The sequence below is a fragment of the Staphylococcus hominis subsp. hominis genome, assembly GCF_002901845.1.
GTDB classification, from domain to species: domain Bacteria; phylum Bacillota; class Bacilli; order Staphylococcales; family Staphylococcaceae; genus Staphylococcus; species Staphylococcus hominis.
This window is the reverse complement of record NZ_PPQE01000005.1, coordinates 43,222-69,506: the sequence shown is the minus strand read 5'-3', so window position 1 is coordinate 69,506 and position 26,285 is coordinate 43,222. Positions and strand designations below refer to the sequence as shown.

General features: G+C 32.0%; 22 protein-coding genes. 6 read left to right on the top strand and 16 right to left on the bottom strand.

The features are described from left to right. Nucleotides 1-199: 199 nt before the first annotated feature. From gatB to gatC, 3 genes are read right to left on the bottom strand one after another with little or no spacing between them, the layout of a single operon-like run. A complete protein-coding gene (gene gatB, locus CD034_RS00695) occupies nucleotides 200-1,627 on the bottom strand; it encodes an Asp-tRNA(Asn)/Glu-tRNA(Gln) amidotransferase subunit GatB (RefSeq protein WP_002455118.1) in 1,428 nt (475 codons plus the stop codon). A 12-nt stretch (nucleotides 1,628-1,639) separates the two neighbouring features. Beyond that, nucleotides 1,640-3,097: an Asp-tRNA(Asn)/Glu-tRNA(Gln) amidotransferase subunit GatA gene (gene gatA, locus CD034_RS00690; RefSeq protein WP_002488084.1), complete on the bottom strand. Its 1,458-nt coding sequence runs from the start codon at nucleotides 3,095-3,097 to the stop codon at nucleotides 1,640-1,642. Between the two features lies 1 nt (nucleotide 3,098). Further along, a complete protein-coding gene (gene gatC / locus CD034_RS00685) occupies nucleotides 3,099-3,401 on the bottom strand; it encodes an Asp-tRNA(Asn)/Glu-tRNA(Gln) amidotransferase subunit GatC (protein WP_002450027.1) in 303 nt (100 codons plus the stop codon). 425 nt (nucleotides 3,402-3,826) lie between these two features. Between gatC and putP the strand changes: the two genes are divergently transcribed. Then, a complete protein-coding gene (gene putP / locus CD034_RS00680; protein WP_002455116.1) occupies nucleotides 3,827-5,365 on the top strand; it encodes a sodium/proline symporter PutP in 1,539 nt (512 codons plus the stop codon). 59 nt (nucleotides 5,366-5,424) lie between these two features. On the opposite strand, the gene CD034_RS00675 is transcribed toward putP, so the two are convergent. The 10 genes from CD034_RS00675 to CD034_RS00630 form a co-directional block, all read right to left on the bottom strand. Beyond that, nucleotides 5,425-6,624: a CamS family sex pheromone protein gene (locus tag CD034_RS00675; RefSeq protein WP_103288026.1), complete on the bottom strand. Its 1,200-nt coding sequence runs from the start codon at nucleotides 6,622-6,624 to the stop codon at nucleotides 5,425-5,427. An 11-nt stretch (nucleotides 6,625-6,635) separates the two neighbouring features. After that, complete coding sequence (gene ligA / locus CD034_RS00670; protein ID WP_002455115.1) at nucleotides 6,636-8,639, bottom strand: NAD-dependent DNA ligase LigA; 2,004 nt, start codon at nucleotides 8,637-8,639, stop codon at nucleotides 6,636-6,638. A gap of 3 nt (nucleotides 8,640-8,642) precedes the next feature. Next, nucleotides 8,643-10,835, bottom strand: a complete 2,193-nt coding sequence (gene pcrA / locus CD034_RS00665) for a DNA helicase PcrA (protein WP_002455114.1) — start codon at nucleotides 10,833-10,835, stop codon at nucleotides 8,643-8,645. Next, on the bottom strand, nucleotides 10,835-11,527 hold the full coding sequence (pcrB, locus tag CD034_RS00660) for a heptaprenylglyceryl phosphate synthase (protein WP_002455113.1): 693 nt from the start codon (nucleotides 11,525-11,527) through the stop codon (nucleotides 10,835-10,837). Before pcrB ends, pcrA begins: the two co-directional genes overlap by 1 nt. 159 nt (nucleotides 11,528-11,686) lie before the next feature. Further along, complete coding sequence (locus CD034_RS00655; RefSeq protein WP_002488068.1) at nucleotides 11,687-11,989, bottom strand: YerC/YecD family TrpR-related protein; 303 nt, start codon at nucleotides 11,987-11,989, stop codon at nucleotides 11,687-11,689. Between the two features lie 103 nt (nucleotides 11,990-12,092). After that, on the bottom strand, nucleotides 12,093-13,388 hold the full coding sequence (purB, locus tag CD034_RS00650; RefSeq protein ID WP_002488049.1) for an adenylosuccinate lyase: 1,296 nt from the start codon (nucleotides 13,386-13,388) through the stop codon (nucleotides 12,093-12,095). 222 nt (nucleotides 13,389-13,610) lie between these two features. Beyond that, the gene (locus tag CD034_RS00645; RefSeq protein WP_002455112.1) at nucleotides 13,611-13,793 is read right to left on the bottom strand and encodes an NETI motif-containing protein; all 183 of its coding nucleotides are present in this window, start codon (nucleotides 13,791-13,793) and stop codon (nucleotides 13,611-13,613) included. Further along, a complete protein-coding gene (locus CD034_RS00640; RefSeq protein ID WP_037555679.1) occupies nucleotides 13,774-14,379 on the bottom strand; it encodes a DUF2179 domain-containing protein in 606 nt (201 codons plus the stop codon). The genes CD034_RS00645 and CD034_RS00640 overlap by 20 nt, the downstream gene beginning before the upstream one ends. Before the next feature lie 110 nt (nucleotides 14,380-14,489). Continuing rightward, a complete protein-coding gene (nadE, locus tag CD034_RS00635) occupies nucleotides 14,490-15,326 on the bottom strand; it encodes an NAD(+) synthase (RefSeq protein WP_103288025.1) in 837 nt (278 codons plus the stop codon). Next, nucleotides 15,319-16,788: a nicotinate phosphoribosyltransferase gene (locus CD034_RS00630; protein ID WP_103288024.1), complete on the bottom strand. Its 1,470-nt coding sequence runs from the start codon at nucleotides 16,786-16,788 to the stop codon at nucleotides 15,319-15,321. Before CD034_RS00630 ends, nadE begins: the two co-directional genes overlap by 8 nt. Before the next feature lie 178 nt (nucleotides 16,789-16,966). Between CD034_RS00630 and CD034_RS00625 the strand changes: the two genes are divergently transcribed. Continuing rightward, on the top strand, nucleotides 16,967-18,034 hold the full coding sequence (locus CD034_RS00625) for a nitric oxide synthase oxygenase (RefSeq protein WP_002455108.1): 1,068 nt from the start codon (nucleotides 16,967-16,969) through the stop codon (nucleotides 18,032-18,034). 30 nt (nucleotides 18,035-18,064) lie between these two features. Next, nucleotides 18,065-18,865 carry a prephenate dehydratase gene (locus CD034_RS00620; protein WP_002450078.1) on the top strand — a complete coding sequence of 267 codons (801 nt, stop codon included), beginning with the start codon at nucleotides 18,065-18,067 and terminating at the stop codon, nucleotides 18,863-18,865. Between the two features lie 180 nt (nucleotides 18,866-19,045). Here CD034_RS00620 and CD034_RS00615 read toward each other — a convergent pair whose 3' ends face one another. Both CD034_RS00615 and CD034_RS00610 read right to left on the bottom strand, forming a co-directional pair. After that, entirely contained in the window at nucleotides 19,046-20,605 is a 1,560-nt protein-coding gene (locus CD034_RS00615; RefSeq protein WP_002450079.1) for an SLC13 family permease, read from the bottom strand. Between the two features lie 240 nt (nucleotides 20,606-20,845). Next, nucleotides 20,846-21,928, bottom strand: a complete 1,083-nt coding sequence (locus tag CD034_RS00610) for a glycosyl hydrolase family 28-related protein (RefSeq protein ID WP_172457927.1) — start codon at nucleotides 21,926-21,928, stop codon at nucleotides 20,846-20,848. A gap of 133 nt (nucleotides 21,929-22,061) precedes the next feature. Between CD034_RS00610 and CD034_RS00605 the strand changes: the two genes are divergently transcribed. The 3 genes from CD034_RS00605 to CD034_RS00595 all read left to right on the top strand — a co-directional run bounded on the left by CD034_RS00605 (nucleotide 22,062) and on the right by CD034_RS00595 (nucleotide 25,161). Further along, the gene (locus tag CD034_RS00605) at nucleotides 22,062-22,622 is read left to right on the top strand and encodes a cysteine hydrolase family protein (RefSeq protein WP_002450084.1); all 561 of its coding nucleotides are present in this window, start codon (nucleotides 22,062-22,064) and stop codon (nucleotides 22,620-22,622) included. Nucleotides 22,623-22,670: 48 nt separating this feature from the next. After that, entirely contained in the window at nucleotides 22,671-23,600 is a 930-nt protein-coding gene (locus CD034_RS00600; RefSeq protein ID WP_002450056.1) for a manganese-dependent inorganic pyrophosphatase, read from the top strand. 178 nt (nucleotides 23,601-23,778) lie between these two features. Beyond that, nucleotides 23,779-25,161 carry an aldehyde dehydrogenase gene (locus CD034_RS00595; RefSeq protein WP_002450045.1) on the top strand — a complete coding sequence of 461 codons (1,383 nt, stop codon included), beginning with the start codon at nucleotides 23,779-23,781 and terminating at the stop codon, nucleotides 25,159-25,161. Between the two features lie 57 nt (nucleotides 25,162-25,218). Here CD034_RS00595 and pglS read toward each other — a convergent pair whose 3' ends face one another. Continuing rightward, on the bottom strand, nucleotides 25,219-26,265 hold the full coding sequence (gene pglS, locus CD034_RS00590; RefSeq protein WP_002450080.1) for a 6-phosphogluconolactonase: 1,047 nt from the start codon (nucleotides 26,263-26,265) through the stop codon (nucleotides 25,219-25,221). Between the last annotated feature and the right edge of the window lie 20 nt (nucleotides 26,266-26,285).

The following is a 26,285-nucleotide window of genomic DNA, read 5'->3' as shown; positions in this document are numbered from 1 at the left end:
GTTGTAAGAAACTAACCGACGTAAAGCATATCTCATTCTTTTGACACTAGGAACAAACTAAATACTGCGCTTATCTATCCTATTGAAATCCAATAGCCTTTTCTCTAGAAATATGAATAAAAAAACTGTTCACAATCTTAAACGCTTTGTGAACAGTTTAGCTTAAACTTATATTTAATACCTCATATGAGATGAGCTATTATCTTTTATCCAATTCTTGTTTTAATAATTGATTGACTTTTTGAGGATTAGCTTGACCTTTTGAAGCTTTCATAATTTGACCCACTAAGAAGCCCATAGCTTTCCCTTTACCATTTTTATAATCTTCAACAGATTGTGGATTATTATCTAAAGCTTCATTAACAAATTTTAATAATGTAGCTTCATCTGAAATTTGAACTAAACCTTTATCTTCCATAATTTGTTTAGCTTCTCCACCATTTTCAGCTAATTCTGGGAATACTTTTTTGGCAATTTTACTACTCATTGTTCCATCTTCGATAAGCTTAATCATTCCAGCAAGATTTTCAGGAGTTAATTTTGTATCTTCTAAATCTACTTGATTTTTATTAAGATATTCATTAACGCCACCCATCAACCAGTTAGATGTTAGTTTAACATCTGCACCATGTTCAATCGCACCTTCAAAGAAATCAGACATTTCTTTAGTAAGTGTTAATACATGCGCATCATATTCAGGTAAGCCTAATTCATTAACATATTTAGCTTTACGTTCGTCAGGCAATTCTGGAATGGTTTGTCGCACACGTTCTTTCCACTCATCATCGACATATAGAGGTACAATATCTGGTTCTGGGAAGTAACGATAATCATCAGAACCTTCTTTAACACGCATTAAAATAGTTTTACCCGTTGATTCATCAAAACGACGTGTTTCTTGACCAATCGTACCACCATTTAATAATTCTTCTTCTTGACGTTTTTCTTCGTATTCTAAACCTTTTCTCACATAGTTAAATGAGTTTAGATTTTTCAATTCAGTTTTAGTACCGAATTCTTTTTGACCGTGAGGACGTAATGAAATATTAGCGTCACAACGTAGTGAACCTTCTTCCATTTTACAATCAGAGACACCAGTATATTGGATAATTGAACGTAATTTTTCTAAATAAGCATATGCCTCTTTAGGAGAACGAATATCTGGTTCAGATACAATCTCTATTAATGGTGTACCTTGACGGTTTAAGTCTACTAAAGAGTAACCATCTTTATGAGTTGATTTACCTGCGTCTTCTTCCATATGAAGACGAGTAATACCAATACGTTTCGTTTCACCATCAACTTCAATATCAATATATCCATTTTCACCGATTGGTTGATCAAATTGAGAAATTTGATATGCTTTCGGATTATCTGGATAAAAATAGTTTTTGCGATCAAATTTAGAATTTGTAGCAATATCCATATTTAGAGCCATTGACGCACGCATCGCCCAATCTACTGCTCTTCTATTTACAACAGGTAAAACACCCGGATAAGCTAAATCAATAACATTAGTGTTTGAGTTAGGTTCAGCCCCAAAATGTGCTGGTGATGGAGAGAACATTTTTGAGTCTGTTTTTAATTCAACGTGAACTTCAAGTCCGATAACTGTTTCAAAATGCATTATTTCCACTCCTTATAATTTTTCGTATGCGTCGTGTAAGTTAAATTGTGTTTCATATTGATATGCCACACGATATAATGTTTTTTCATCAAATGGTTTACCAATAAATTGTAAACCGATTGGACGTCCGTTTGATTGGCCACATGGCACAGAAATGCCAGGTAAACCAGCTAAGTTAACAGGCGTAGTTAATAAGTCATTTGCATACATTGTTAAAGGATCATCAATTTCTTCGCCTAAATTAAACGCCGTTGTTGGAGCTGTAGGCCCTACAACAACATCATAATTTTCGAATACTTTATCGAAGTCATTTTTAATTAATGTTCTAACTTTTTGAGATTTATTATAAAATGCATCATAATAACCAGAACTTAATGCGAATGTACCTAAGAAGATACGACGTTTAACTTCGTCTCCAAAGCCTTCAGAACGAGACATTTTGTATAATTCTTCTAATGTTTGTGCTTCTTTTGAATGGTAGCCATAACGAATACCATCGAAACGTGCTAAATTTGCAGATGCTTCAGACGATGCGATTACATAATAAGAAGGAATACCATATTTAGTATTTGGTAATGACACTTCATCAACTTCTGCACCAAGTGATTTTAATGTTTCTACTGCTTGTTTTACAGAAGTTTTTACTTCCTCGTTAACACCTTCTCCTAAGTATTCTTTAGGAAGTGCAATTTTAAGACCTTTGATGTCTTTACCAATTTCAGAAGTAAAATCAACATCTTCAACCGGTGCACTTGTAGAGTCATTTTTGTCTGCGCCTGCAATTGCTTCTAATACCATCGCATTATCTTTAACATTACGAGTAATTGGTCCAATTTGATCTAATGAAGATGCAAATGCAACTAAACCAAAACGTGATACACGGCCATATGTAGGTTTCATACCTACTACACCACAATATGCAGCTGGTTGTCTGATTGATCCACCAGTATCAGAACCTAAACTAAATGGTACTAATCCTGCTGCTACTGCTGCAGCTGAACCTCCAGAAGATCCCCCTGGAACTGCTTGATGATCAAATGGATTTACAGTTTTTTTGAAATAAGATGTTTCTGTAGAACCACCCATTGCAAATTCATCCATATTTAATTTACCAATTAACACTGCGTTTTCTTGATGTAATTTATTCATCACTGTTGATTCATAAATCGGTACAAAACCTTCTAACATTTTACTTGCACAAGTTGTTTCGACATCTTTAGTAATAATATTATCTTTAATTCCCATTGGGATTCCAAATAATTTACCTTCAAATTGATCTTTAGCTTGTAACTCATCTAATTCTTTAGCTTTTTTAATTGCATTTTCTTTATCTAAAGCTAAAAATGATTTAATTGTTGGATCTGTTTCTTCAATAGCATCATAAATATCTTTAACTACTTCAGAAGGTTTAATTTCTTTATTCTTAATCATTTCTGAAAGTGTTTCAACAGATTCATAGCGAATACTCATCTTAAGCGTCCTCCTCATTCATGATAGCTGGTACTTTAAATTGACCGTCTTCTGTTTCTTTCGCATTTTTTAATGCAAGTTCTTGAGGAATACCCTCGATTGCTTTATCATCACGTAACACATTTTGTAAATCTAAGACATGATATGTTGGTTCCACACCTTCAGTATCTGCTGAATCGTTTTGTTTTGCAAAATCTAAGATACTTTCAAGTGTATTAGCCATTTCTTCAGTTTCTTCAGGAGAAATTTGAAGTCTTGCTAAATGTGCTATATGTTCAACTTCTTCGCGTGTAACTTTAGTCATTATTAAAAAAGCCTCCTTATTACTCATTCATCATAAAATTGTATCAAATTTTCAGTTAAAAATCTAAATATTTATTATGATACTCGGTGTATTAACTATTCTTAGCAAAGTTAAGAATTAAAACAACTTTCTTATGTAACTCATTTACATAGTTACCTATAAATATACATTAATTTCTATTAATAATTTATTAATATTAACGTTATATAATAAAATGAATTATTTTTTATCTATACTCTAATTCTTGTTAACGCTTATAATTACATTAAAATAAACTGTTATTTATAGATAAAATTTTACTTCTCTAATCTATAAATACCATTGTATAATATTACATGTAACTAATTTAAAAATCGTCACTTCTTTTTTTCAGTACAATGTTGTTGAAAAACATAAATTTAAAAGTTTTAAAGGGGGTAATTACAATGTTTGTATTAGGTGCAAATTTAGGTACTCATGCTAACACAAGCTGGCAGACTTATATTATGATTGCAATCTATTTTATTATTCTGCTAGTGATTGGTTACTATGGTTATAAACAGGCAACCGGCAATTTAAGTGAGTATATGTTAGGTGGGAGGAATATAGGCCCATATATTACTGCTTTATCAGCCGGTGCTTCAGATATGAGTGGTTGGATGATTATGGGACTTCCAGGGTCTGTTTATAGCACAGGTTTATCGACAATATGGATTACAATTGGTTTAACTATTGGCGCCTATGTTAACTATCTCGTTGTTGCACCAAGGCTTAGAGTATATACAGAAGTTGCTGGAGATGCAATTACGCTCCCTGATTTTTTCAAAAACCGTCTTAATGATAAACATAGTATCATTAAAATTATTTCTGGTCTTATTATTGTTATTTTTTTCACTTTATATACTCACTCTGGCTTTGTTTCTGGAGGTAAATTATTCGAAAGCGCATTTGGATTAAATTATCATTTGGGACTTATTTCAGTCGCAATTATCGTTATTTTATATACCTTTTTCGGAGGATATTTAGCTGTTTCTATTACTGACTTTTTCCAAGGGGTTATCATGCTTATCGCAATGGTAATGGTACCAATAGTTGCTTTGATACAACTTAGTGGATGGGATACATTCCATCAAGTAGCTGAAATGAAACCAACTAATATGGATTTATTTAGAGGTACTACTTTTTTAGGTATGATTTCATTATTTGCATGGGGATTAGGTTATTTTGGTCAGCCTCATATTATTGTACGATTTATGTCTATTAAATCTCACAAACTTTTACCTAAAGCACGACGCTTAGGAATAAGTTGGATGACTGTAGGTTTACTTGGAGCTGTGGGTGTAGGGTTAACTGGAATTGCTTTTATTTCGAAAAATCATATTAAAATGGACGATCCAGAAACATTATTTATTATCATGAGCCAAGTTCTTTTCCATCCTTTAGTAGGTGGATTCTTACTTGCTGCCATTCTAGCTGCTATTATGAGTACAATTTCTTCACAATTATTAGTGACTTCAAGCTCACTTACAGAAGATTTCTATAAGCTCATTCGCGGTGAAGAACATGCTCAATCACATCAAAAAGAATTTGTACTGGTAGGCAGATTGTCTGTGTTAGCTGTAGCCATTGTAGCTCTTGCTATTGCATGGTCTCCTAATGACACCATATTAAACCTAGTCGGAAATGCTTGGGCAGGTTTTGGTGCAGCATTTAGCCCACTTGTTCTTTTTTCTTTATATTGGAAAAAACTAACACGTGAGGGTGCGATAAGTGGTATGATTGCTGGAGCTCTCGTAGTCATTATTTGGATTGTCTGGGTTAAACCACTTGCTAATATTAATGAACTATTTGGCATGTATGAAATTATACCTGGTTTTATTAGTAGTGTAATCGTTACATACCTTGTTAGCATCTTCACCTATAAATCAGACTATTCTATTGAACAACAGTTAAATCAAGTTAAAACAATTGTTCGCGAAAAATAAATTAATTTATTGAAAATTAAAAAGAGGCTGCGACACGACGTGTCACAACCTCTTTTTAATTAATTACTATAAATATGGACTTGTGGGTCTTTGTCATCTTTTGTTTTACTAATAAGTGCTCTTGAATTGTTACCATCTTTTATACGAATTTCGTAACTATCTATATTATCAAAATATTTCTTAGCTTGTTCTGTTACATATTGTGTAATTCCTATTGTTTCAGCTTGACCATAGTAATCGATTGGCAAATCAATCACTAGTCTATTAGGTTTCTTATCTACAAATTTCACTTTTCCAATTGCTTGAGTAAAATTAGAGAAATAAGATTGAAGATCGTCATTAAATTGTTTAAAGTTATTATTTAGATTTTTGTCATATTTTTCTGCTTCTGTTGAAGGTAAAAGTGCTGAAATCTCATCAATTTTATTCCATTTATTAATTTTAGTTTGTTTATCATCAACAATCGTATTAGCAATAAAGTGTCCTGGCGCAATTGCATCTTGACTCGATTGAACATATATTGCAAAGTGAATTGGAATATTTTTCAAATCTTTATTTGCTCTAAGGCGTGTAAGTAACTCTTGAGCCATTGCTTTACCTTGTTTTTCAATTTCTTTATTATCTAGCGATTTGCTATATGTTTCTCCATCTTTTTCTTTTTGATAATAATAGACACTATTCATAGCAAGACCAATTGTTATGCCTTTAATTTTTTTTCCTTTTGTATCATTTGTATCATAAAAATCTTGTTCTAAGATATTAGATAAATAAGCAGGAGAGCTTTCTGCTATTTTTTCTGGTTTAGTTTCTCCATCATGTGATGGATTAAGACCTAAATTTTCAGTAGCTTTTTTTGATTCTTTTTCACTTTCACTCATGTGATCAATTTCGTCTTTAGAATACTTGGGATTTAAATATGCGTTAACTGTATTTTTGTCTAAATACTGCCCATCTTGATATAAAAAATTATCAGTTGGAAATACAGACTTACTTAGATGTAATAAACCATTTTCGAAATCTTCACCATTATAGCTATTAGCCATATTATCTTGTAATACTCCACGAGCTTGGCTTTCTTTAAATGGTAAGATTGTACGATAATTATCTCCTTGAACTTCTTGATCAGTGGCAACTGTTTTTACATTATTTGAATTTTGTTCTTGTTGCTTATTATTTGACTGACTATTTTTATCATTCCCATTGCCACACGCTGTCAATATCATAAGCGACGTTATAACTAATAATAATAACCGCTTCATTACGTTCTCCTCTATTCTGCTATTTCATTTTGTTTTTCAATAAATTGTGATTCGGACCATATTTCTGTACCAAATTGTTCAGCTTTAGACAATTTTGAGCCAGCATCTTCACCAGCTATTACTAAATCTGTACTTTTAGTTACACTACTTGTTACTTTAGCACCTTGCATTTCTAACCATGTTGTTGCTTCTTTACGTGTCATTTGTTGTAATTTTCCAGTAAGAACAATAGTCTTATTTTGAAATTCCGGATGTCCTTCAATTTCAGAGGATTTAACACCTTTATATGTCATGTTGACATTTTTATCTTTTAATTTTTCAATAAGTGCTTTAATATCCTCATTATCTAGATACGTTACTACAGATTGTGCTAATTTATCTCCAATATCATGGATCGCTACCAGTTCTTCTTCTGTTACTTTAAGTAAACGATCCATGGTTTCAAATTTCTCTGCTAAAATTTGACTTGCTTTGGCGCCAAGATGTCGTATACCTAAACCAAATAATAAATGTTCTAAAGAATTTTGTTTTGCATGTTCGATAGCGCTTAATAAGTTTTCTACTTTTTTTGTGCCCATTCGTTCTAAAGGCAATAAATCTTCTTTAGTTAAATAAAAAATGTCACCTACATCTTTAATAAGCTGATGATGATACAGTTGCTGAATGATTTTATTTCCTAGTCCGTCTATATTCATCGCTTGTCGAGAAACAAAATGAATCAATCCTTCCACAAGTTGCGCTTGGCATTTTGGATTGATACATCTAAGCGCAACCTCTCCTTCAATACGCACTAATTCATGACCACAACTTGGACAATGCGTTGGCATATGGTATGGTTTTGCATCATTTGGACGACGGTCAATAATACTTCTTACGACTTCAGGAATAATATCTCCAGCCTTTTTCACTATAACGCTATCACCGATTCTAATATCACGTTCTTTAATTAAATCTTCATTATGAAGTGATGCTCTTGAAACTGTAGTACCCGCAACACGAATAGGTTCTAAAATGGCTGTCGGTGTAACGACGCCAGTACGTCCTATACTTAATTCAATATCTTTAAGTTCTGTGACAACCTCTTCAGCTGGAAACTTATAAGCGATTGCCCAACGTGGAGATTTTTGAGTAAATCCCATTTCGTCTTGTTGATCAAGATCATTCACTTTAATAACAATTCCATCAATATCATAAGATAGCTGTTCACGTTGTTTAGTCCACTTTTTAATATATTCTAGTACACCCTCTATATCTTCTACGCGTGCACGTTCATGATTAGTTTTAAACCCTAAACGATCTAATTCATCTAATGCATCACTTTGAGTAGTAGCGCTAAAATCTGTAAAATCATTTACACTATATAAAAAGACACTTAGTTTACGTTTAGCAGCTAATTTAGGATCTAATTGTCTTAAAGAACCTGCTGCTGCATTACGTGGATTAGCAAATGGTTGTTCTTCATTTTTTTCTCTCTCATCATTCAATCTCATAAAGGAACGACGTGGCATATATGCTTCTCCACGAACTTCAACATTTAAAGGTTCTTTAATTTTAAGAGGAATCGCATGAATAGTACGTAGATTTTCTGTAATATCTTCTCCTGTGGTCCCATCTCCTCGCGTTAATCCCTGCACAAATCGTCCATCTTCATATTTTAAAGAAACTGCTAAACCATCAATTTTTAGCTCACACATATATTCCACGTTACCAATATGTTCTCGAATACGTTCATCAAAACGTCTTAGTTCTTCCTCATTAAAAGCATTACCTAAACTAAGCATAGGTGTTTCGTGATTTACTTTTTCAAATGATGATTGAGCTTCTCCACCAACCCTAACTGTTGGAGAATCGTCAGTTTTTAGTTCAGGATGTGCATTTTCAATATCAATTAATTCACGTAATAATTTATCATATTCACTATCAGGTACAGAAGGATTATCTTTCACATAATATTCGTAACTATATTGATTTAATAAATCATGCAGTTCATTGACACGATTTTGAATGTTATCCATTTACTAATCCTCCTTTTTTTCGATAGGCGCAAATTGAGCTAATAAACGCTTAGGACCTTCAGATTTAAATATAATATCTAATTCAACAGAGCCATTTTTTTCACTTACATTGCTCACCATACCTTCGCCCCATGATTTATGTGTCACTTTATCTCCTACCTTCCAATCTGAAGCAGATACTTGTTTTTTAGTAGAAGTCGTACGTTTACTAAAACCACGTTTTGACGGTGTAGTTGACTTAGAAGTGATTGTTTGTCGTTTTGATTTTGCTGGTGTTTCTAATAATTCTTCAGGGATTTCTTTTAAGAAGCGTGATGGTAGATTTGCTTGTGAACGTCCAAATAACATACGAGAAGTCGCATGTGTAATATATAACACTTCTTCTGCACGTGTAATGGCTACATAACAAATTCGTCTTTCTTCTTCCATCTCATGGTCATCATCACTTTTAATTGCTCTAATATGAGGGAAAAGTGATTCTTCCATACCCATTAAGAATACAATTGGGAACTCTAATCCTTTTGCAGAATGCATGGTCATTAACGTTACACCACTATCAATTTGTGCTTCGTCAATATCTGCGACAAGTGATAAATCAGTTAAAAAGTTAATCAATGATTGTTCTTCTAAAGGTGTATCTTTTTCATAGTCTTTAGGTACAGACATAAATTCATCAATATTTTCAAGACGACTACGTGATTCAATTGTTTGTTCACGTTCTAACATTTGACGATAACCTGATTTTTCAAGTATTTCCTCAACAATCTCACTAATTTCTAAAAATTCTTGTTCTTTAATTAAGTTTTGAACCATTTCATAAAATTGTATACATTCTTGAGTTACTTTTTTAGAGAGCCCTATAAAATCCACTTCTCCTAATGCATCAAACATACTAATATTGTTATCTAGTGCATATCGTTGAATTTTATCAACTGATGATGGCCCTATCCCTCTTTTAGGAACATTAATAATTCTTTGAAGACTAATATCATCATTACTATTTGCCACTATTCTTAAATAACTTAACAGGTCTTTGATTTCTTTACGATCATAGAACTTTTGGCCACCAACCATCGTATAAGGAATATTTGATTTCATAAATGTTTCTTCTAACACACGTGATTGTGCATTTGTTCGATACAAAATTGCCATATCATTATAGTCTTTTCCAGACTTACGATGTTTAATAATTTCACGAACTACATATTCTGCTTCGTCACGTTCAGTCATCGCTTCATAATATTTAATCTTTTCTCCACCATTATTTGCGGTCCATAACCCTTTAGGTTTCCGTTCAGTATTATGTTTAATCACTTCATTTGCAGCTGTTAAAATGGTTTTTGTTGATCGATAATTTTGTTCTAGGAAAATAGTCTTTGCTTCAGGATAGTCTTCCTCGAAAGATAGTATATTTTGAATATCTGCACCACGCCATCCATATATTGATTGATCAGAATCACCTACAACACATAAATTTTTAAATTTACTTGCAAGTAATTTAACAAGTGTATATTGTGCTTTATTTGTATCTTGATACTCATCTACATGGATGTATTGAAATTTATTTTGATAGTATTCTAATGCATCTGGTACACGTTCAAATAAACGAATCGTTTTCATGATTAAATCATCAAAATCCAATGCTTCATTTCTAGATAGTTGACGTTGGTATCCACTATATACTGTTGCAACCATTTGTGAATGAAAATCATTTGCTTCTTTCATCGCATCTTCGGGCGTTTTCAATTCATTTTTTAAATTACTGATGGCACCAACAAACATTCTCGGTTCAAAACGTTTACTATCAATATTTTCATTTTTAAGTACATCTTTAATTACAGATTTTTGATCAGTTGGGTCAATAATGGTAAAGTTGCGTTCAATGCCAATACGATCTGCATCTCTTCTTAAAATCTTTACACACATTGAATGGAATGTTGACATCCAAATCACTTGAGCTTCTTCACCAACCAAGTGTTCCACACGCTCTTTCATTTCTTTTGCAGCTTTATTAGTAAACGTAATAGCTAAAATGTTATACGGAGAAACATCTTTTTCATCTAATAAGTAGGCTATGCGGTGTGTTAACACCCTTGTTTTACCTGACCCTGCGCCAGCCATGATAAGCAAAGGACCTTCTGTCGTTCTAACTGCTTCACTTTGTTCTTTATTCATATTACTTACTAGAGCATTCATTATTTCGACTCCTTCTTTATTTTTACAGTTTTTAAAGCTTTTTTAATATCTGAGTATATAATATTACCTACAATAATTGTATCGGCATAATTTTTCATTTCTTTAGCTTCAGTTAAAGAACTAATACCACCACCATAAAATAATTGTGTATGGGTTAACATTTGGGAAGTGGCTTTTACGATATCTTTATCTCCATATGTACCACTATATTCTAAATACAAAATTGGCAACTTATACATTTCTTCAACGAGTTGAGCATAAGCTTCAATATCTTCAACATCTAACTGAGTATTTGATTGCGTAAGTTTGGCTACTTTACTATCTGGATTAAGAACGACATACCCTTCAAGCATCACTTCTTCAAAATTAATCATATGACCATATTGTTTTAATGCTTTATGAAGCAAACCATTATGGTATGTCACATCATTACTATTTAATATTGAGGGTATAAAATAAAAGTCAAAGCCAGGCATTACGCTATCTAAATTTGAAACCTCTAGTACTAAAGGTAATGGATATCTTCTAACTCTACTCATAAGATGAATGACATTATCTTCAGTTACATCGTCTGTCCCACCAATCATGATGGCATCAGTATCTGACATACATAAGGCTTCTAAATTTTCGTCGCTAATCTCTTTGGCAGGATCAAGTTTAAATACATGCTGCCACTTTCTAATGTCATACATTATCCATAACTCCTTCTTTTAACATACACTAAATTATAGCATTTTTACCTTTGCAATTCTAAATCCATACACTAAGTTTATACTAGTACAAATTGTAAAAATTATATTCACAAAAAAGAGACAATTGCTATTTTTAGCTAAGCAATTGTCTCTCTTTATTTATTCTTTTGTTTCAACATTTAATCTCTCTAAAATCATTGTATACGCATCATTACCCCATTGCAGTGAGCGTTTAACTCTAGATATCGTAGCTGTTGATGCACCAGATTTCTGTTCTATAGTTGCATAAGTAAAACCTTGCTTTATCATTTTAGCAACTTGAAGTCTTTGAGATAAAGATTGAATTTCATTGACTGTACATAAATCATCAAAGAATTGATAACATTCTTCTCTATCTTTAAGTGTTAAGATGGCATCAAATAATTCATCCAATGCTTCTCCTCTTAATTTTTCAATTTGCATCTCAAGCAACCCCTATTTTCAAATTAAATATAACTATATTTTAACGCATTAATTAATTAAAGTGTAGTTATTTCAATTGAACATGCTAAAACTATATTAGTAACTATTCTAAATTAGCACGTTTGAAAATGGTATCGACTTGGTTCAAATGATGTTTTGGATCAAAACACTCGTCTAATTCTTCTTTAGATAAAACATTTGTAATGGTTGAATCTTGTTCTATAAGTTCACGGAAAGGTGTTTTAGTTTCCCAAGATTTCATCGCTTTAGGTTGTACTTTATCGTATGCTTCTTCACGAACCATACCTTTATTAATTAATGCAAGTAAAACGCGTTGTGAAAAAATAAGACCAAATGTTTTATTAATATTATTTCTCATATTATCTTCAAATACTGTTAAACGGTCGATAATATTAGTAAATCTATTTAAAGCATAATCTAATGCAATTGTTACATCTGGTAACATAATTCGCTCTGCAGAAGAATGAGAAATGTCTCGTTCATGCCATAATGGGACATTTTCATAGGCAGTTGTAATATAACCACGAATCACTCTTGAAATACCTGTAATATTTTCTGAACCGATTGGATTACGTTTATGCGGCATTGCTGATGATCCTTTTTGACCTTTTGCAAATGCTTCTTCAACTTCTCTCGTTTCAGTTTTTTGTAAATTACGAACTTCTACAGCAAATTTTTCTAATGATGTCGCAATTAACGCTAAAGTTGCAATGTAATAAGCGTGACGATCACGTTGAAGTGTTTGAGTTGATACAGGGGCTGTGTCAATTCCAAGATGTTTACAAACGTAATTTTCAATTTCAGGAGGAATATTGGCAAATGTTCCTACTGCGCCACTCATTTTCCCAACTTCAATTTCTTTACGTACCTCTTTAAAACGTTTTAAATTACGTTTCATTTCTGTATACCATAATGCCATTTTTACGCCAAAAGTGGTTGGCTCAGCATGAACACCGTGTGTACGACCCATCATTAATGTATATTTATATTTTTTAGCTTTTTCTTCAAGTACTTTAATAAAGCGTTCAATATCTTTTTCAATAATTTCATTCGCTTGTTTAATTACATAACTTAATGCAGTATCCACAACATCTGTAGAAGTTAATCCATAATGAACCCATTTACGTTCTTCTCCAAGTGTTTCAGATACTTGTCTTGTAAATGCTACTACATCATGACGTGTTTCTTGTTCAATTTCTTTTGCACGATTGACATCCACTTTAGCATTTTCACGAATTTTTTTTACGTCGTCCTTAGGAATATATCCTAATTCACTCCAGGCTTCACAAGCAAGAATCTCCACTTCTAACCATGCTTCATATCTATTTTGGTCTGTCCAAATACTAGACATTTCTTCTCTTGAATAACGTTCAATCATTATTAAACTCCTATCTTATGTAATTATTTTTATAAAAAGCTGTACATTAAATCATTTTTAAGTAAAATAGTTCGTATTTAACTCTATATTTATAGTTTAACAGATTCTATACTAAAAGTATAAAGATTTTTTATTCTAATTGAATATAGGTTTACGAACTTTATAAAAATATTAAAAGGTCTCTGACTTCTAAATTGTCAAAGACCCATATATGAGCAGTTATTAAATGTCATTTTCTATTTTCTTACCAACAAATTGAATATCTTGTCGTAATATCTTTATATTTCCTTGTTTATCTTCAAAGTAAACAGGTTTTTCAATACGTCTGACTGGCATGTATCCTTCTTTTCTCATACGTGCAATACAATCTGAAATAGTTTCATTTTCATTTACCTTGAACTTCACTATGTTCCACAACACTTTCTATTTCTTCTACTTCATATGCTTTTACTTTCTTAGTTCGAACACCTTTAGTCCAGAATCCACCGTGAATAGCTCTAGGTTCATACGCAATGATAAATGCTTTTTCATCTAAACTACGAACAGTTTCCATTAATTTTCGTTCATAACGTCTAGGTGTTAAAATTTGCATTACCATTCGACTTCCATCTCTACCATGTGCTTCATAGTGAGTAACACCATAACCTAAATTTCGTAACTCTTTAGGTAAATCAAGGTCGTATTCTGCAGATGTTACGTTTACAACTGTATAGCCTAATGCAAGCTTTTCTTCAATTTTCATTCCAACAATGATACCTATTGAGAATCCAAAGGCATATGCAATAATATTTTGAATTTGATCTAAACTAGACATCACTAGCCCTAATCCAACAACATATATTAAAACTTCAAGAAAACTCACTACTGCTGCCATGTAACGATATCCTTTTAACGTTAAAATTGTGCGCATTGTAAGAAATGTAACGTAAAAAACGTTAATGATGAATATCGCTAATATCATTATCCATGGATTTGACGTTATTACTGACATATTATTCCTCATTTCATTTAACTAAAATTCGAAATAATTTTATCAGTCACAAATAATTTTGTCACTAAAAACTAATAGTAATTAAATCATTTAATTATTAGAGTATTCATTTATTCTTTTGTAGATGAATGTTTAGGCCAAGTATAGCGAGTATATGCCAATTCTCTTTTATGTGCATTTTTAACATAATGATTCTCTATCGTTGTTTTTGCATCACTTGGTACTTCTTTGCCCTCTAAGTAGTCATCAATTTGATTATAAGTTACCCCTAATGCTTCCTCATCAGGTAATTGAGGTTTATCATCTTCTAAATCAGCAGTAGGCACTTTTTCATATAAATGTGTTGGCGCTTCTAAATATTCTAAAAGCTGTCTACCTTGGCGTTTATCTAGTCCAAAGATAGGTGCAATGTCAGCAGCACCATCACCATATTTAGTATAAAAACCTGTGATATTTTCAGCTGAATGGTCCGTTCCTATAACAATACCACTACGATATGAAGCAATAGAAAATTGTACTTTCATGCGCTCTCTTGCTTTTTCATTTCCTCTTTGGAAATCTGTAAGTTCAATACCCGCTTCTTTCAATGATGCTACACTTTGATCTACTGCTGGTTTAATATTAACTGTAATCACTTCATCAGGTTGAATAAAATGAAGTGCATCTTCTACTTCATCAGCATCCTTTTGTTTACCATAGGGAAGTTTAACTGCTATAAATTGGCATTCTCTTCCTTCTTTACGGAGTTCTTCAACTGCTAATTGCGCTAATTTACCAGTAAGTGTAGAATCTTGACCACCAGATATGCCAAGTACTAATGACTCAATAAATGTATGTGATTGAACATAGTTTTTAATGAATTGGATAATCTCACGAATTTCTTGTTGACTATCAATATGTTTCTTTACTTTCATTTCTTTTACTACGATATCTTGTAAATTAGTCATTGTCTTCCTCCATTTCCTTAACATGTTCTGTCACTTCAAGAATGCGCTTTTGTTTATTATTCCAACAACTTGTGCTTAAATCTACTGGATATTCTTGTGGATTTAAATAACGTTTATTTTCTTCCCACAATTGTGATAATGATTGTTTTAAATAATCTTGAGTTTCTTTTTCACTTGGTAAGTCATAAACTAATTTACCATTTTCGAAAATTGAATGATGTAAATCAATTGCTTCAAAATGCTTAACATGTTTCATTTTATAAGTATGAACTGGATGGAACATCTTTAATGGTTTTTCTTTATTAGGATTTTCATGTTCAAGCGTGATATAGTCACCTTCAGCCTTGCCAGTTTTAGTATTAATAATACGATATACTTTTTTCTTACCAGGCGTAGTAACTTTTTCCGCATTATTTGATAGCTTGATACGATCTACATATTCACCTTCATTATTTTCAACAGCGACAAGTTTATAAACTGCTCCTAAGGCTGGTTGATCATAACCCGTGATCAATTTAGTCCCTATACCCCAAGAATCTACTTTTGCACCCTGTGCCTTTAAACTGGTAATTGTTTGCTCATCTAAATCATTTGAAGCAATGATTTTTGCGTCTTTAAAGCCTGCATCATCAAGCATACGACGAGCTTTTTTCGATAAATATGCAATGTCACCAGAATCTAATCTTATACCTATAAAATTAATGGAATCTCCTAATTCTTTTGCAACTTTAATTGCAGTTGGTACCCCTGATTTTAAAGTGTGGAACGTATCTACTAAAAACACACAATTTTTATGTCGTTCTGCATAAATCTTAAATGCTTTATACTCATCACCATATGTTTGAACTAGTGCATGAGCATGAGTTCCGGAAACTGGAATACCAAATAATTTGCCTGCTCGGACATTACTTGTTGAATCAAACCCACCAATATATGCTGCACGTGCTCCCCAAACTGCGGCGTCAATTTCTTGTGCACGTCGTGTACCAAATTCCATTAACGTATCTTGTGGTGCAACTTGACGAATTCTACTAGCTTTCGTTGTAATAAGCGTATGAAAATTTACAATATTAAGTAAAATCGTTTCAATAAGTTGAGCTTGAATTAATGGCGCTTCTACTCGTAATAATGGTTCATTCCCAAAACACAATTCCCCTTCTTGCATCGCGCGAATATTCCCTGTAAATTTCAAATTTTTAAGATATTTTAAAAAATCATTTTTATATCCTATTGATTGTAAATATTCGATATCAGAATCACTAAAATGGAAGTTTTCTATAAATTGAATCATCCTTTTTAACCCATTAAAAACAGCATATCCACTTCTAAATGGCATATTTCTGAAATACAAATCAAACACTGCATTTCTTTCATGAATACCGTCATTCCAGTAACTTTCTGCCATATTTATTTGATATAAGTCATTATGTAACATTAAACTATCATCTTCGTAACGATACATCCTCATCTCTCCTAACAACCTTTTTGTATATTTTATCACAATTCAGTAATAGTGAGTATTTTCGATAATAGTCTTTAATTTAAAAATTAAATTTTTTTAATTCGACAAATTCATGACACAAGTATTTATTGTATGTGTTATATCAGTTTCTCGCTTATAATACTATTGAGGTGATTATATGCTATTAGAAGAAGCTACAAATTTTATCCAAACTATGTATGGTGAATTAAATTACTCAAATCATACTATTTCTAAACGTATCACTGAGATAGAGAAAGAAATCAATCGGACAGGTACCTATACACATACTTATGAAGAACTAAATTATGGCGCTAAAATGGCATGGCGTAATTCCAATCGATGTGTCGGGCGCTTATTTTGGGAATCATTAAATGTTGTGGATGCACGAGATAGTTATACAGAACAACATTTCTTAGATGCGCTTCATAATCATTTAAACAAAGCAACAAATGGCGGTAAAATCAAACCATATATCACTATATTTTCTTCAACTGATGCACCTAAAATATATAACAATCAATTAATACGTTACGCAGGATATGAAGATAAAGGTGATCCATCAGAACGCGAGATAACACAATTAGCTAATCATTTGGGATGGAAAGGCAAAGGTTCAGACTTTGACGTGCTTCCTCTTATTTATCAATTACCAAATTCACCTATAAAATATCATGAATTTCCTGCTTCATTGATTAAAGAAGTAGATATAGAACATGATCAATTTCCAAAGCTGAAAGATTTACATTTAAAATGGTATGGTGTTCCTATTATTTCTAATATGGATTTGAAAATAGGTGGAATTACATATCCAACTGCTCCTTTTAATGGTTGGTACATGGTTACTGAAATTGCAGTTCGTAATTTTACTGATACTTACCGCTATAATTTGCTTGAAAAAGTTGCAGAAACATTTGAATTTGGTACACTTAAAAATAATTCATTTAATAAAGATCGTACATTAGTAGAATTAAATTATGCAGTTTATCACTCTTTTAAATCACAGGGTGTTTCTATTGTTGACCACTTAACTGCTGCTAAACAATTTGAATTATTTGAAGAAAAAGAGGAACAGCATCATCGTGATGTTACTGGAAAATGGTCATGGTTAGCCCCACCGTTATCGCCAACGTTAACTGCTAATTATCATCATGGATACAAAAATATTATTAAAGATCCTAATTTCCATTATAAAAAAGCGACACCGATGAAATGTCCATTCCACTAATGTACAAGATTCATGAGGTGACAATTCATCATGCATTTATATTATTTAGGTCCCGAAGGTACATTTTCATATTTAGCCGCTAAAAAATATTTTTCAAAAGATAATTTTAACTTCATACCAAAGTCTAATTTATACGAAGTCATTAAGGCAGTAAATAGTGACGCTCAATCTGTAGCAATTGTACCCATAGAAAATTCAATTGAAGGAACTATAAACATTGTGGCAGATGCACTGGCTCAACAACATGTTTTTGCACATGGAGAAATACATTTAGATATTAATTTTGGTTTATATGCGACAAGGGACTCAAAGATAGAAAATATAAAAAAGGTATACTCTATCGCACCAGCCATCAGTCAAACAAGCCAATACATTCACAAACATCAATTTTCTTACGATTATGTTGACAGTACGATTCAAGGATTAGAAAAAATCTCCTCGGATGTAGCAGCCATTGTCCCAGTAGGTAGTGGTGAAATGTACGGATATACTGCTATAGAGAGTAATATTCAAGATTACCCGCATAATGTTACACGTTTTTTAGTCATAAAAAATGATAATAACTTTGAGTCTAAAACGAATAACACAATGCTATTAATTACCCCTAAGTATGACAAAGCTGGATTACTGGCAAGTATACTGACTACATTTGCATTATTTGATATTAATTTATCATGGATTGAATCAAGACCACTGAAAACTCAACTGGGTATGTATCGCTTCTTTGTACAAGCAGATACCGGGCTATCAGATAATTTGAATAAAGTTATATCGATATTAGAAACATTAGATTTTTCAGTGAAAATTATTGGTGCTTTTCATCGTCAATAAAAGGGAGTGGACAATATTTGTGTTAAATGTATCCTTTCATTCTGAAAACCTAACCGCATCATATTAAAAATGCCTAGGACCACTCATGAACTCATGATGTCCCAGGCATTTTTTGTATATTTATTTAAAATATTAAGATAAAACGTACATAGTGAATATATGATTTCAAGATATTTAATTTTATTTTAAATTTAATGTGTCAGAAATATCAAATCCTAAAATATATGGCATTAAGAAATAAACAACTACTATAATAATCACTGCAGAAATTAAATTAACCCAAACTCCTACTTTAGCCATTTCTTTAATACTCAACTTACCTGATCCAAATATAATAGCATTTGGGGGTGTTCCTACTGGTAACATGTAAGCACAGTTTGCTGCCATAGCTGCGGGTACCATTAATAACATTGGATGTACACCTACTGCTACAGATAGCGCAGCAAGAATAGGTAAAATCATTGTAGCAGTTGCTGTATTTGAAGTCACTTCTGTTAAAAATAACACAAATATTGTAATGACAATAACTATTACTAGTGGATGCACCCCATCTAACATTTTTAGTTGCTCACCTAGCCATTTTGCTAAACCACTTTCTGAAATTCCTTTTGCTAAAGCTAAGCCTCCACCAAATAATATAAGTACACCCCATGGTAATTCTTTTGCCACTTCCCAATCAATAATTCGCTTATGCTTTTCTTTACTTTTAGCCGGAAATATAAAAAGTAAAATAGAAATAAATATTGCAATTGTACCGTCTGCAACTTCAGATGTTATTGAAAAATTTTTTAAAATAAATTCTCTTGTTATCCATAGTAAACTTGCAAGAATAAAAATAGCTTGAACCACTTTTTCTTCATAAGACATTTTACCAAGACGATTGAGTTTATCTTCAATCAATGTTTGACCACCCGGTAAATACTTCAAATCATGTCTAAATGCGATAAATCTTAAATAAGCCCATGCTAATGCTATTAAAATAATGACTGTAGGAATACCAACAATCATCCATTTAGCAAAGCTAATTTCTTGTCCAAAATGTTGTTCAAATTGTCCTTTTAGTATAATGAGTGGCGGTGTTCCAATAAGTGTACCTAATCCTCCGATGGTCCCAGAATAACCAATAGCTAAGACAAGTGATTTTTCAAACTTCGAAATACTATCTGATTTAACGTCATCATCTTTCAACTCATTCGCTTCTTTAATAATTGCTAAACCAATAGGTATCATTATCATAACAGCCGCTGTATTTGATACAAACATTGATAGGAATCCTGTAGCAATCATGAAGCCTAATAATATTTTACTCGTGCTTGCTCCAATATATCTAATAATAGTTAAAGCTACACGTGTATGTAAATTCCATCTTTCCATAGCAATTGCAAGAATAAAACCACCTAAAAATAAAAAGATAATATCATTACCATATTCAGAAGAGACTTGTTCAGGCGAAAGTACATGTCCTAAAGGCAAAAGTATGAGTGGTAAAAAACTCGTTGCAGCAATTGGTATCGCTTCTGTAATCCACCAAATAGCTATCCACACCGTAATTCCTAAAACATATACCCCTTTGAAAGGAAGTTCTACTGGATGAAAGAATGATAAGATAAGAACAAACAATAACGGTCCTAAAATGAGCCCCAATAATTGTCCCATAGAATAAGATTGATTTGTATGATCTTTTTTAGAAAAAAATGTTAAGTATTGTGCATTTCTTCGAAAACCTGATTGCTTAGTCATCTAATTCTCCCCCTTTAAAATTAGAAACTTAACTTAATATATTCTATTTTTAGAAATATGGCATCATCTCAACAAAGTTGATTTGATACCTATTATATTGCAAACAAGCCTCATAGAAATCTGACTTTTTTGAAAATATATAATGATATTATAACATAAAAGAAAACGCTTTATTATATATCATAATAAAGTGCGTATCATTTATTTTTCATCTATAATTATATCTTTTTAAATTAAATACTAATCAATATTAATTTTTTTAACTTTAACTTTATCATTTTGATTAAATGTCAAATTAGAAATATCTTCTAAATGTAATCTTTGTGTCGAATGATTAAACGAATTACCTGCAATAAAAACATTAGTATGTTTTACATTATTATAACTTCTCACGTGTATAGCATCTCTTTTCATTTCTCCTTCGAAATGATTACCGGTTACAGTCAAATTATCTCCAGCTTGAGTCTTTTGAACTTGTCCTGTAGAAACATCAGCCGCATTTTTTCCATCTTTAACTCCAAGAAAACGAATACCACCATTACAATTTATAAAGGTATTATTTGAGATAAACATTGTCTTTGATTTTAACGGAGTTAATGCATATTCATTCATTCCGTTAAACACATTATTCCTTATATGAATATTTTCGTAAAAGCGATTATAACGACTGGCATGAGAGCCTATCGCTCTATTCCAAGCTTGCATTTTAGGTTGGTTTGAATTTCCAAAATAGCAATCTTCAATGACAACATTTTTGGTAATCGTGCCATCAGTCGTACCAAATTTAGGAAATGACCCAGGCACTTGAATGTCTAATTGAATTGCTTCAGAAAATGAGCGATCACCATTTACATCAAAAAAGCCTTTAAACTTACAGTTCTTAATATATAAACCATTGATTCCACAAGCATCTAGTGCATGTCCACCTACAACATCAAGTACTGTAATATCTATTAACTCGATATCTTCAGCATGACCTATAGACATTGCGGTATTATTATAGGGGTACTTTGAACCGTTCATATCAAATATACCACCTTTTATTTTAATATGCCCATTTCCTTGATATCCATGATAGAAACCAAATTTTTTACCATTTTTTAACAATGCATCTCTCGAGTGACGTTGCAAGATGGTATCATCTTCTAATATTAAAGTGGTATGATCATATATCACTAATGCTTTACTAATATAATAAGTCCCAGATGGTATATAAACTGTATGTTCTCCATATCTTGCGGCATTAAGTGCTTTTTGCATAGCTTTAGTATCTCTTCGTTTATGTTTTCCTTTTAAACCAAAATCCTGTGCATTGATCAATATTTTTTATCCCCTATCTTATGTTGTTATTAAATATATTTGTAACCATAATGGTGTATAGCTATACTATATTTATAATTTAATATTATACATTTTTTAAGGTATTCAAACATTTATTAAGAAAGGGATGTTTATTATGACTAACAAAGCATTGATTGTTGTAGATTATTCTTATGATTTTATCGCTGATGACGGCCGATTAACTTGTGGTAAACCAGGCCAAGATATTGAACAGTTTATTGTAGAAAGACTCAATCAATATCAACATCAACATGATAATATCTTTTTCATGATGGATTTACATTTTGAAGAAGACCCGTATCATCCTGAAACTAAATTATTCCCACCACATAACATTGAAGGCACTTCAGGTCGTCAATTATATGGTAAGGTAAAATCATTTTTTGATAAATATAAAAATGAAGATACTGTACATTATTTAGATAAGCGACGTTATGATTCTTTTTATGGTACTGCTTTAGATAGTTTATTAAGAGAAAGACATATTGATACTGTTGAAATTGTAGGTGTATGTACTGATATATGTGTACTCCATACAGCAATTTCTGCTTATAATTTAGGCTATCATATTATTATCCCTGAACAAGGTGTTGCCTCATTTAATGAAGAGGGTCATCAGTTCGCTTTAGCTCATTTTAAAAACTCATTAGGTGCAAAGGTAGAAGTTATCAATTAAAACATGCTAAAATAAGGATAAATTTAAAAATTAAGGGTGAATAAATCAATGGCAAAAACTTATATTTTTGGACATCAAAATCCGGATACAGATGCAATATCTTCAGCTATTATAATGGCTGATTTTGAACAACAAACTGGAAATTCTGAAGCAACTCCTTATCGCTTAGGTGAAGTGAGTGCTGAAACAAAATATGCATTAGATCATTTTAAAGTTGATGCACCAACTTTATTAAATGATGATTTAGAAGGTCAAGACGTTATCTTAGTTGACCACAATGAATTCCAACAAAGTGCTGAAACTATTGCTAAAGCGAATATTGTGAATGTCGTAGATCATCATAGAATTGCGAACTTTGAAACAGCAGGTCCTTTATACTATCGTGCAGAACCTGTAGGTTGTACTGCTACAATTCTTTATAAAATGTATAAAGAACGTAACTTTAAGATTAAACCTGAAATTGCTGGATTAATGATTTCAGCTATTATTTCAGATAGTTTATTATTTAAATCTCCAACATGTACTGAAGAAGATGTAAATGCTGCTAAAGCATTAAAAGACATTGCTAATGTCGATTTAGATGAATATGGTTTAGAAATGTTGAAAGCAGGTGCTTCAACAACTGATAAATCTGCTGAAGAGTTATTAAATATGGATGCTAAATCATTTAATATGGGAGATTATGTTACTCGTATTGCTCAAGTCAATACTGTAGATATTGATGAAGTCTTAAATCGTAAAGATGAATTGGAAAAAGCAATGTTAGAAACAAGTGCAAACGAAAAATATGATTTATTTGTATTAGTTGTCACTGATATTATTAACAGTGATTCTAAAATTTTAGTTGTCGGGGCTGAAAAGGATAAAGTTGGTCAAGCCTTCAATGTTCAATTAGATGATGGTATGGCTTTCTTATCAGGTGTAGTTTCTCGTAAAAAACAAGTTGTACCTCAAATCACTGAAATTTTAACTAAATAATTCATATTTTAATTCATATATAATAAGGCTGAGATAGTAGGTTACTTAACTCTCAGCCTTTTTTAATTTATTTTAATCATTCATTCAAATGTTTTAACCTTGGATACATTTAACTAAAATTATATAGTCAACTACACCTATAACGGTATTGGGATTGACTGTACAGGAGGTACTACAATTGAATTTAATAGAAAAACAATTTCAAGAAAGTAAACAGTTTTTTAAAACACATCAAACTAAAGATATCAAATTTCGTAAACAACAGTTAAAACTATTAAGTAAAAGTATTAAAGACCATGAAACAGAATTATTAGAGTCGTTAAAAATAGACTTAGGGAAAGGTTCAGTAGAAGCGTATGCTACTGAAATTGGTATACTTTTAAAAAGTATAAAAACAGCTCGTAAAGAATTAAAAAACTGGGCTAAAACTAAGCAAGTAGATACACCACTATTTATGTTTCCATCAAAGAGTTATATTAAGCCTGAGCCCTATGGGACAATATTAATTATCGGTCCATTTAATTATCCTGTACAACTTTTATTCGAACCTCTTATTGGTGCTATAGCAGCTGGTAATAACGCCATCATTAAACCTTCTGAACTTACTCCTCATGTTGCACAAGTAGTGCGAAAAGTGATTGAAGATGTGTTTGCAAGCGATTTTGTAGCTGTCGTTGAAGGTGGCGTTGAAGAAACTCAAACATTAATCAATCTTCCATTTGATTATATATTCTTTACTGGTAGCGAAAATGTAGGTCGAATTGTTTACGAAGCAGCAAGTAAAAATTTAGTTCCTGTCACACTTGAACTTGGTGGTAAATCACCAGTGATTGTAGATGAAACTGCTAATATTAAAGTAGCAAGTGATCGTATTAGCTTCGGTAAATTCACCAATGCTGGTCAAACTTGCGTAGCACCAGATTATATTTTAGTGAATAGAAAAGTTAAAAATGAATTAATTCAAGCATTTAAACAATCTATTGAAGAGTTCTATGGCAAAAATATTCAAAATAGCCCTGATTTTGGACGTATTGTTAATACAAAACATTTCAATCGACTTTCTGAATTATTAGCAATACATCGTAATGAAGTGATTTTTGGTGGGCATACTGATGAAAATGAACAATATATCGAACCTACAATTTTAGACGGTATTACTCCACAATCTAAAATTATGGAAGAAGAAATTTTTGGTCCATTATTACCAATCATCGTCTACGATGATTTTAATGAAGCGATAGATATTATTCAAAGCAAATCTAAACCTCTAAGCTTATATTTATTTAGTGAAGATGAAAATACAACGAACTGTGTGCTAGAAGAATTGTCATTTGGTGGCGGTGCAATCAATGACACTTTAATGCATTTAGCTAACCCAAATTTACCCTTTGGTGGCGTAGGTGCTTCAGGAATTGGCGAATATCATGGCAAATATTCATTTGATACATTTAGTCATATGAAATCATATATTTTTAAATCTACTCGACTAGATTCGAGTATTATCTATCCCCCTTATAAAGGTAAATTCAAATATATTAGAACATTTTTCAAAAACTTATAAAAAAATCCCTATAATGGCTCACTTTACAAGTGTTTACATTATAGGGGTATTTTTTATCTATAACGATGAATTCAAGAAATCAACAAATACACCTTCAGGTGCGGTATACTGATTGTCAGTAGCAATCAACATACCACTATTTGTATCACGTCTAAATACTGTTAACGCGTAATTTCCTTCTTGATGTGCACATACAAGGTATTCATCTGACTCAGTAATATTAAAATCTCTTGGAAATTCTCCCCCGCTTTTTACTATTTCAACCGGGTTAATTCCTTTTCCATCGTCAACTACTGTAAATATCGCTATACTATCATGTCCACGATTACTAATATATAAATTTTGTTCATCATGAGATAGTCTCACAGCTGCTAATTTAGTTTCTTCAGTGAAATCTTCAGGAATCGTTAAATGACGTTCAATTTCTTCAAATTTTCCATCATGATATTGTACAACGCTTACTCTATTAGATAACTCATGAACAACATACGCGTATTTCCCATTATTATGGAATTCAATATGACGCGGTCCATCTTCAGCATGGAATTCTGATACCGCATGTTCTTTAAACCCTTCAACTCCGAATGTATATGTTACAATTTTATCTGCACCTAAATCAGTCACAGCTACATATTTATGGTCAGGGGTTTCTCTAATAAAATGAATATGATTATGATCTTGACGCTCATGTGTTCCAGTTGGATAACTATGTTCTAACTCTTCAATTAATTTTACCACTTCGCCTGTCTCAGGATTAAGTTGATATATACGTGCTATTCCAGCAGTATAAACCGCTTCGAATAAGAAGTTATGATCACTAGAAACAGAAATATAACACCCTGTTCCATTCTCTGAAGCTAAACATTTATTAATGAGTGTAAGCTGTCCATTCTCGTCTTTTTTAAATGCAGCCACACCACATGCCTCATTCTCTTTAGTAATTGCATACAAAAATTGTTCAGTTTGAGCAAGATAAGTCGATGCTTCGATATCATATCCTGTATCTACTGATTGTATTTCTCCATTATCTTCATTAAGTTCGAATATATAAATACCCTTACCTTCTTTTTTTGTATAAGACCCCACATAACCTTTGGTTGTCATTTTAATACCTCCATTATATT

Coding starts and splice junctions, on each gene's coding strand:
- CD034_RS00655 (WP_002488068.1), bottom strand. CDS start 11,989: ATGCAAATTGAAAAATTAAGAGGAGAAGCATTGGATGAATTATTTGAT.
- CD034_RS00630 (WP_103288024.1), bottom strand. CDS start 16,788: ATGTATCGTTACGAAGATGATAGTTTAATGTTACATAATGACTTATAT.
- CD034_RS00615 (WP_002450079.1), bottom strand. CDS start 20,605: ATGACTAAGCAATCAGGTTTTCGAAGAAATGCACAATACTTAACATTT.
- CD034_RS00600 (WP_002450056.1), top strand. CDS start 22,671: ATGGCAAAAACTTATATTTTTGGACATCAAAATCCGGATACAGATGCA.
- pcrB (WP_002455113.1), bottom strand. CDS start 11,527: ATGTATGACATTAGAAAGTGGCAGCATGTATTTAAACTTGATCCTGCC.
- gatB (WP_002455118.1), bottom strand. CDS start 1,627: ATGCATTTTGAAACAGTTATCGGACTTGAAGTTCACGTTGAATTAAAA.
- CD034_RS00605 (WP_002450084.1), top strand. CDS start 22,062: ATGACTAACAAAGCATTGATTGTTGTAGATTATTCTTATGATTTTATC.
- putP (WP_002455116.1), top strand. CDS start 3,827: ATGTTTGTATTAGGTGCAAATTTAGGTACTCATGCTAACACAAGCTGG.
- purB (WP_002488049.1), bottom strand. CDS start 13,388: ATGATTGAACGTTATTCAAGAGAAGAAATGTCTAGTATTTGGACAGAC.
- pcrA (WP_002455114.1), bottom strand. CDS start 10,835: ATGAATGCTCTAGTAAGTAATATGAATAAAGAACAAAGTGAAGCAGTT.
- CD034_RS00675 (WP_103288026.1), bottom strand. CDS start 6,624: ATGAAGCGGTTATTATTATTAGTTATAACGTCGCTTATGATATTGACA.
- pglS (WP_002450080.1), bottom strand. CDS start 26,265: ATGACAACCAAAGGTTATGTGGGGTCTTATACAAAAAAAGAAGGTAAG.
- ligA (WP_002455115.1), bottom strand. CDS start 8,639: ATGGATAACATTCAAAATCGTGTCAATGAACTGCATGATTTATTAAAT.
- CD034_RS00625 (WP_002455108.1), top strand. CDS start 16,967: ATGCTATTAGAAGAAGCTACAAATTTTATCCAAACTATGTATGGTGAA.
- gatC (WP_002450027.1), bottom strand. CDS start 3,401: ATGACTAAAGTTACACGCGAAGAAGTTGAACATATAGCACATTTAGCA.
- CD034_RS00620 (WP_002450078.1), top strand. CDS start 18,065: ATGCATTTATATTATTTAGGTCCCGAAGGTACATTTTCATATTTAGCC.
- gatA (WP_002488084.1), bottom strand. CDS start 3,097: ATGAGTATTCGCTATGAATCTGTTGAAACACTTTCAGAAATGATTAAG.
- nadE (WP_103288025.1), bottom strand. CDS start 15,326: ATGACTAATTTACAAGATATCGTAGTAAAAGAAATGAAAGTAAAGAAA.
- CD034_RS00640 (WP_037555679.1), bottom strand. CDS start 14,379: ATGTCAGTAATAACGTCAAATCCATGGATAATGATATTAGCGATATTC.